5 protein-coding genes and 1 pseudogene are annotated in these 7,519 nt (G+C 71.9%); 3 read left to right on the top strand and 3 right to left on the bottom strand.

Annotated elements, in window-relative coordinates; all coding sequences use genetic code 11:
* Positions 1-127: 127 nt before the first annotated feature.
* Positions 128-1,651 carry a gamma-aminobutyraldehyde dehydrogenase gene (locus ABZ656_RS54720; RefSeq protein ID WP_360279765.1) on the bottom strand — a complete coding sequence of 508 codons (1,524 nt, stop codon included), beginning with the start codon at positions 1,649-1,651 and terminating at the stop codon, positions 128-130.
* A gap of 178 nt (positions 1,652-1,829) precedes the next feature.
* Here ABZ656_RS54720 and ABZ656_RS54725 point away from each other — a divergent pair, with 178 nt between their 5' ends.
* Positions 1,830-2,444, top strand: coding sequence for an NADAR family protein (locus ABZ656_RS54725; RefSeq protein WP_101400946.1), 615 nt, complete (start codon positions 1,830-1,832; stop codon positions 2,442-2,444).
* Positions 2,445-2,474: 30 nt separating this feature from the next.
* Here ABZ656_RS54725 and ABZ656_RS54730 read toward each other — a convergent pair whose 3' ends face one another.
* A complete protein-coding gene (locus ABZ656_RS54730; RefSeq protein WP_360279768.1) occupies positions 2,475-3,359 on the bottom strand; it encodes a DUF4190 domain-containing protein in 885 nt (294 codons plus the stop codon).
* A gap of 63 nt (positions 3,360-3,422) precedes the next feature.
* Here ABZ656_RS54730 and ABZ656_RS54735 point away from each other — a divergent pair.
* Together ABZ656_RS54735 and ABZ656_RS54740 are read left to right on the top strand one after the other, a co-directional pair.
* A pseudogene (locus ABZ656_RS54735) lies at positions 3,423-4,576 on the top strand (adenosine deaminase).
* A 20-nt stretch (positions 4,577-4,596) separates the two neighbouring features.
* Positions 4,597-5,280, top strand: coding sequence for a glycerophosphodiester phosphodiesterase (locus ABZ656_RS54740; RefSeq protein WP_360279771.1), 684 nt, complete (start codon positions 4,597-4,599; stop codon positions 5,278-5,280).
* Between the two features lie 31 nt (positions 5,281-5,311).
* Here the strand turns inward: ABZ656_RS54740 and ABZ656_RS54745 are convergent, their stop codons facing one another.
* The gene (locus ABZ656_RS54745) at positions 5,312-7,030 is read right to left on the bottom strand and encodes a sigma-70 family RNA polymerase sigma factor (protein WP_360279774.1); all 1,719 of its coding nucleotides are present in this window, start codon (positions 7,028-7,030) and stop codon (positions 5,312-5,314) included.
* Between the last annotated feature and the right edge of the window lie 489 nt (positions 7,031-7,519).

Below are 7,519 nucleotides of genomic sequence, written 5' to 3' on the forward strand. Positions count from 1 at the left end.
GGCGTCAGGTGCGTGCTCTCGGCGTGCCGGGCACAGGCCCTCGTACTGGACGTACTCGGGTCTGTGCCTGGTGCGGTGAGAGTGCGTGCATGGCGCCGCAGGGCAGACGGGAATTTGACGACAGGGCCTAGGGCCGGTCCCCGAAGATCGTGCGGTGCCAGTCCTTCCTGGCGACCGCGGTGTTGTCGAACATGACGTGCTTGATCTGGGTGTACTCCTCGAACGAGTACGCCGACATGTCCTTGCCGAAGCCGGACGCCTTGTAGCCGCCGTGCGGCATCTCGCTGATGATCGGAATGTGGTCGTTGACCCACACACAGCCCGCCTTGATCTCGCGGGTCGCACGGTTGGCCCGGTACACGTCCCGGCTCCACGCGGAGGCGGCGAGACCGTACGGAGTGTCGTTGGCGAGCCTGATTCCCTCGTCGTCGCTGTCGAAGGGGAGCACCACCAGGACGGGACCGAAGATCTCGGACTGGACGATCTCGCTGTCCTGGGGAGCGTCGGCGACGAGCGTGGGCCGGTAGTAGGCGCCGTCCTTGAGCTCTGCGGGGATCTCTCCGCCGGTGACCACACGCGCGTAGCCGCGGGCCCGGTCGACGAATCCGGCCACGCGGTCGCGCTGGGCGTGCGAGATCAGCGGGCCGAGGTCGGTGCCGGAGGCGAACGGGTCGCCGAGGCGGACGCTCGCCATCAGGGCGGCCGTCCTGGACACGAACTCTTCGTAGAGGGGCCTTTGCACATACGCGCGCGTGGCGGCCGTGCAGTCCTGCCCGGTGTTGATGAGCGAGCCCGCGACCGCGCCGTTCACGGCGGCGTCCAGGTCCGCGTCGTCGAAGACCACGAACGGGGCCTTGCCGCCCAGTTCCAGATGGAGCCGCTTGACGGTCGAGGTGGCGATCTCGGCGACGCGCTTGCCGACCGCGGTGGACCCGGTGAAGGAGGTCATCGCCACGTCGGGGTGGCCGACGAGGTGCTCACCGGCGTCCTTGCCTGCCCCCGTCACGATGTTGATCACGCCCTCCGGGATGCCCGCCTCGGTGGCGGCCATGGCGAAGAGCAGCGAGGTCAGCGGGGTCAGCTCGGCGGGCTTCAGCACGATCGTGTTGCCTGCGGCGATCGCCGGGAGGATCTTCCAGGCGGCCATCTGGAGGGGGTAGTTCCAGGGCGCGATGGAGCCGACCACACCGATGGGCTCGCGGCGTACGTACGAGGTGTGGTCGCCGGAGTACTCGCCCGCGGACTGCCCCTGCAGATGCCGGGCCGCGCCCGCGAAGAAGGCGGTGTTGTCGATGGTGCCGGGCACGTCGAACTCGCGGGTCAGCTTGAGGGGCTTTCCGCACTGGAGCGACTCCGCCCGGGCGAACTCCTCGGCGCGGTCGGCGAGCACGGCGGCGAAGCGGTGCAGGGCGTCGGAGCGCTCGCCGGGGGTGGCGCCCGCCCAGCCGGGGAACGCCTCACGGGCGGCGGCGACGGCCGCGTCCACGTCGACGGTGCTCGCCAGCTCGTACGTGTAGACCTCGTCGCCGGTGGCGGGGTCGACGACCGCGTGCGTACGGCCCGAAGTGCCCTTGGTCAGCCGGCCCGCGATGTACTGCGCGCCTTCCGCGAAACGGTCCTGCGCCTGGAAGCGATGGCCCGGATTGTGCATGTCGCTCTCCTCCGCCGTTCTCCCCACTGCCGCAGGGGTGGGCGTAGCTCCAGCTCGATTTGAGTGCCGATCCTGACAGAGCAAAGGGACTCCAACAAGTGATTCCGTTGTTGCCTTTTGGTTACGCGACGGAATCTGTCGACCAGGTGTCGAGTCCCCATGGAAAAGGCGGGACGGAATGTCAGTGGTGCGTGCCAAAGTGGCGTGCATGGCGAAGATCGATTCTTGGGAAGCGCTGGTCAGCGCGGTCCGCTCGGGGGCGAGAGTCAAGTACCTGCACTTCTGGGGTCACCGCCCGCGACCGGACGGTCAGGTGAGTGCGAGCTGCCTGAGCCAGTGGTGGCCGTCACCGTTCGAGGTGGACGGTGTCTCCTACGCGACCGCCGAGCACTGGATGATGGCGGGCAAGGCACGGCTCTTCGGCGACGCGGAGGCGGAGCGGCGCGCGATCGAGGCGTCCAGCCCCGCGCTCGCCAAGAAGACGGGGCGGCTCGTGCGCGGCTTCGACGAGGCGATATGGGAGCGGGAGCGCTTCGGGATCGTCGTCGAGGGCAGCGTGCACAAGTTCGCCGCCCACCCCGAGCTGCGCGCGTTCCTGCTGAGCACCGGCGCACGGGTGCTGGTCGAGGCCAGCCCCATGGACCGGGTCTGGGGCATAGGCCTCGCGGCGGACGACGAGCGGGCGACGGATCCCGAGCGGTGGCGGGGGCCGAACCTGCTGGGATTCGCCTTGATGGAGGCGCGGGAGCGGCTCCTCAGGGAGAACCAGGTCAGGCGCGGGAGCGGTTGGTGATCTAGCCGAGGTGCGGGAGCGGTTGGTGATCTAGCCGAGGTGCGGCACGACGAGTGAAGTGGAGTAGCCGTCGTCTCCGCTGAACGGGTCGCTGTCGCCGCTGTCGTCCGGGAGGACGAAGAAGACCACGATCATCGCGATGCCGAGCGCGATGCCGACCGCTCCGCAGATGATCCCGGCCAGCGCCTGACCGGGGTTGTTCGCCTCGCCGCGGCGCGCCTTGCGTCGCCCCAGCACGCCGAAGGTCACCGCGAGGATCCCGAGGATGATCGCGACCGGCCACAGACAGAAGACGACAGCCGAGATGATGCCGAGCACCAGCCCCGCGGTGCCCATGCCGTTGCTCGGCACCGGGTGCATCATGGGCCAGCCGTAGCCGGGGGCGCCCGGGTAGCCGGCTCCCGGCGCGGGGTAGGCCGGGTAGCCGTATCCGTAGCCGTACGGGACCTGGCCGGGGCCCTCGGGAGCGATGGGCGGCGGGGGAACCGGCTCTCCGGGGGCGGGCTGGGGATGGGGCGGAGGCGCGGCGGCGGGGGACGCGAAGGGGTTGTCCCAGGCCTGGGGCGGGGACTGGGGGTGGCTCGGGGTGCCCGGCCCGGGGAGGGCGACGACCGTCGGCTGGTTGTGCGCCGAGGGGGGTGTGGGAGCACCGGGCGCGCGGGAGGGTGCCTGGTCCGCGGGCGGAGCCCAGGGGTCCGGCCCGGGTCGCGGTCCGGCGGCGCCCTTGTCCAGGGGGACCTTGGGCGGGGAACCCGGCTGGGGGTTCCCGCCGGGTATCGCGTCCTCGGAACCGACGGCCAACGGCACGTCGATCTGCGTCGGCGGCGGAGCCGAGCGGTCCGGGGACGCCCACGGGGTCGCGGCGGCGTTCTGCGGCACCTGCGGCACCTGTGGCGCCTGCGCGTCCTCGGACATGCGTGAGGTCCCCTCCTCTGTCGTACCTGCCGTCATGCTACGGCCCGGGGCTTCACCCCGTGAGTGGCGGCCTACGATGATCCCCGAATCACCGATCAGCCGATCACCCGCGTCCCCCGACCACGGTCCGGGGGCGCCGTTCCGGGGAGGAATCCTTGACCGACCAGCTCAGCACCCGCGTGGGCGTCCGCGACCTGCACACCTTCATCGCCGGACTGCCCAAGGCCGAACTGCACGTGCACCACGTCGGATCCGCCTCCCCCCGCATCGTCTCCACCCTCGCCGCCCGCCACCCCGACTCCCAGGTGCCGACGGACCCCGAGGCCCTCGCGGACTACTTCACGTTCACGGACTTCGCCCACTTCATCCAGGTGTACCTGTCCGTCGTCGACCTGATCCGCACCCCCGAGGACGTACGCCTGCTGACGTACGAGGTCGCCCGGGACATGGCCCGGCAGCAGGTCCGTTACGCCGAGCTGACCATCACCCCGTGGTCCTCCACCCGCCGCGGCATCGACGAGCGCGCCTTCATGGACGCCATCGAGGACGCCCGCAAGGCGGCGGAGGCCGAGTTCGGGGTCGTCCTGCGCTGGTGCTTCGACATTCCCGGCGAGGCGGGGCTCGAGGCGGCCGAGGAGACCCTGCGGCTCGCGACCGACGACCGGCTGCGGCCGGAGGGGCTGGTCTCCTTCGGGCTCGGTGGCCCCGAAATCGGCGTGCCACGGCCGCAGTTCAAGCCGTACTTCGACCAGGCGATCGCGGCCGGACTGCGCTCGGTGCCGCACGCGGGTGAGACGACCGGGCCGGAGACCGTCTGGGACGCGCTGAACGAGCTGCGCGCCGAGCGCATCGGACACGGCACCAGCTCCGCGCAGGACCCGAAGCTGCTCGACCACCTCGCCGAGCACCGCATCGCGCTGGAGGTCTGCCCGACCTCCAACATCGCCACCCGCGCGGTCCGCGCCCTCGACGAGCACCCCATAAAGGAGTTCACCCGGGCCGGGGTCCTCGTCACCATCAACTCCGACGACCCGCCGATGTTCGGCACCGACCTCAACAACGAGTACGCGGTCGCCGCCCGGCTCCTCGACCTCGACGAACTGGGCCTCGCCGCGCTCGCCAAGAACGCGGTGGAGGCGTCCTTCCTCGACCCGGCCGGCAAGACGCGCCTCGCCGAGGAGATCGACACCTACGCCTCGGCGTGGCTCACACCCTGAGCGACCAGCACAATGGGCCCATGCGCACCGTGACTGCCGTGGCCCACCGCGGCGACCCCTATCGCGTCCGCGAGAACACCCTCGACTCGCTGCGTTCCGCGCTCCAACTGGGCGCGGACGCGGTCGAGATCGACGTACGGCTGTCCCGCGACAAGGTGCCCGTGCTGCTGCACGACGAGACGCTGAAGCGGCTGTGGGAGCTGGAGCGGCCGCTCAGGTCGCTCTCCTCGGACGAGGTGCGAGGGCTCACGGGCGGCGCGGTGCCGACGCTCGCGGAGGCCCTCGAGGCGACCAAGGACAGCCGGGTCCTGGTCGATCTGCCGGGAGAGCCCGACGGCACGGCCGTACGCAGGATCGTCGACGTCATCCGTGAGTGCGGGGCCCAGGACCGGGTGTACTACTGCGCGGGCGCCCCCGCCATGCTGGCGGTGCGCGCCACCGACCCCGCCGCCGAGATCGCGCTGACCTGGACGAGTCTCGCACCGCCGCGCCCGGCCCTCCTCGAAGCCGTACGGCCGCGCTGGCTCAACTACCGATTCAGCCTGGTCGACCGTGCCCTCACGGCCCGCGTGCACCGCGGCGGCCATCTGCTCTCGGTCTGGACACCCGACACCCGCCGTTCCATGCGCCGGCTGCTGGACATGGGGGTGGATTCGATCACCACGAACCGCATCGACGCGCTGTGCGCGCTGCGCAGGGCCTGAGTCGGCGTGCCGCGGTGAGCCGGAGAGGGAGTCAGGAAGCGACCTGCGAGCGCCGGCTCACCGTCGCCGGGTCGGCCGGGGTCGAGCGGGTCAGGTACTGCGGCACCGGGGCGGTGTCCTTGCCGTTGTCGCGGACGAGGCCGTAGCGGATCACGCCCTGGGCGGGGCCGGTGCGGACGTCCTCGGTCACCTTGTCCCAGGTCGAGGTCTGGACGAAGAGGTTGTAGTCGGCGGGGCCCTCGTTCTGGTGGAGGGTGACGGTGCCGTCGATCCAGAAGTACTCGTTCTGCCACATCTGTTGGGTGCCGGAGGGCAGGACGGCGTAGCCCACGGACGGGCCGCCCATCCAGGTCGTGCCGTCCGTCGAGCCCGACTGCACGTCGTCCATGCGGTGACCGCCGCCCGAGGCGACGTGGAAGAGCTTGCCGCTCAGCCCCGTCCAGCTCGGCATGAGCAGCGCGCCGGTGCGCTGCTGGGGCAGGACCTGCCAGCGGACCCGGAAGTAGCCCTGCCCGCTGAGGGTGACCGTCTCCCCGCGATGGGTGAGGCCCGTGGCGGGCGCACCGGTGGCGGTGACACCCTTCTCGGCGCGCCGGGGCAGCGCCGCCGGGAGCGCGCTCGCGGCGGGCGCGCTGTCGACGGCGTCGACGACGGTGCCGTAGAGCTGGACGCGGGTCTTCGAGGGCGACGGAGACGGTGCCGGGGAGGCGGAGGGGGACGGGGAGGCGGACGGCTCGCCCGTACGTCCCGACGGTGGGCGTGCGGTGCTCGCCGCCGTGGGCGCGGCGAGGGCCGGGGGCGGGTCGTCGGGCGTCCGGGTGACGACGTACAGGCCGCCCGCCGCGAGGGTGGCGCCGGCCGTGACGGCGACGGCGGGTTTGGTGAGCAGGCCGAGGAGCTTGGCGGACCAACCGACGGAGGTGGCGGCGACCGCCGTCTTGCCGCCGAGCGCGAGCGACAGCGTGAAGCCGACCGGCAGCGGGACGAGGGCGATCCCGACGAGGAGGCGTTCGGCCGGTACGACGGCCTCGCGGGCGCCCGAGCAGTACGCGCAGCCCCGGATGTGCCGGGCCACCCGCTTGCGCCACACCGAGTCGGGCCGTCCGTCCCAGCGGGCGGTCACCAACCGCAGGTCGGGGCAGGGGGAGTTGCCCGCGCCGGGGTGGTGGCCGTCGAGCGCCCGCACGATGTCCCGTGCGGTCTCCAGCCGCTGCTTCATCCGCTGCACCCGCACCGCGGCGTGCTGCCTGCTGATCCCGACCGCCGCCGCCAGCTCGCGCCGGGTGAGTTCGCCCGCGACCTCCAGCCACCACAGCGAGAGCAACTGGCGGTCCTCGTCGTCGAGCCAGCGCACCGCCTCCGCGACCTCGCGCCGCTGCCCCTCCAACTGAAGTCGCAGCACGGTCAGTTCGGCGAAGTCGGCGGCCTGTTCGCCGGCGCCGTCGGCCAGCGGCTCGGCCGTCCGGCGGCGCGAGCGCTCCCGTATCTGCCGCATCGTGATGGCGACCAGCCAGGACCGGAAGCTGTCCGGGTCGCGCAGCGAGCCGAGGTTGTCGACGGCGCGCAGCATGGTCTCCTGCACGACGTCGTCGACGTCCGCGTGGCCGTTCAGGGCGCGGCCGACGATGTTGTAGACGAGCGGGAGCCAGCCCGCGACGAGTTCGTCGAGGGCGCGCCGGTCGCCGGCCTGCGCGGCCGCGATGATGGAGCGCCACTGCCGCCCGTCCACGTACGTCCCCTCCGGTGTCACGGTGACCGCCCCTGCCACTTGGCACACACGGGCGGGAGTGCAGGATCCCCCACCCCGGCAGGCCTGTCCGCGCGCTATGCCGCAGATCACAGCCGTTCATCGGGTCCCGACACACAGGAGACGGAGGACCGCCCTCCGCGATAACAGTTTTTTACCCTCCCCTGCCCACGAAACTTTCGCCGCACCCCACCTAGGGGTGATCCCCCACAACGCCCTTATGCTGCAAGGCAGTTGATCCGGGTCGGTGCCAGGGGCCGGGCCGTCCTCGGGGAGGATCCGGGAACGGGTGGGCGACCGCAGGATGATCTCACCGTCCCGTCCACACCAGGAGCCGCAGATGCCCGCCCGTACCCGAACCGGCACCGCCGTCGCCGCCGCCCTCGTGCTGGGCCTGACGGCCGGCCCGCTGGCCGTGCCCGCCGTCGCCGCATCCTCCGCCGCGCCACGGACGGCCACGGCGGCCACGGTCACGACCGGACCGGACACCGC

The organism is Streptomyces sp. NPDC007095 (genome assembly GCF_040634475.1).
GTDB lineage: Bacteria > Actinomycetota > Actinomycetes > Streptomycetales > Streptomycetaceae > Streptomyces.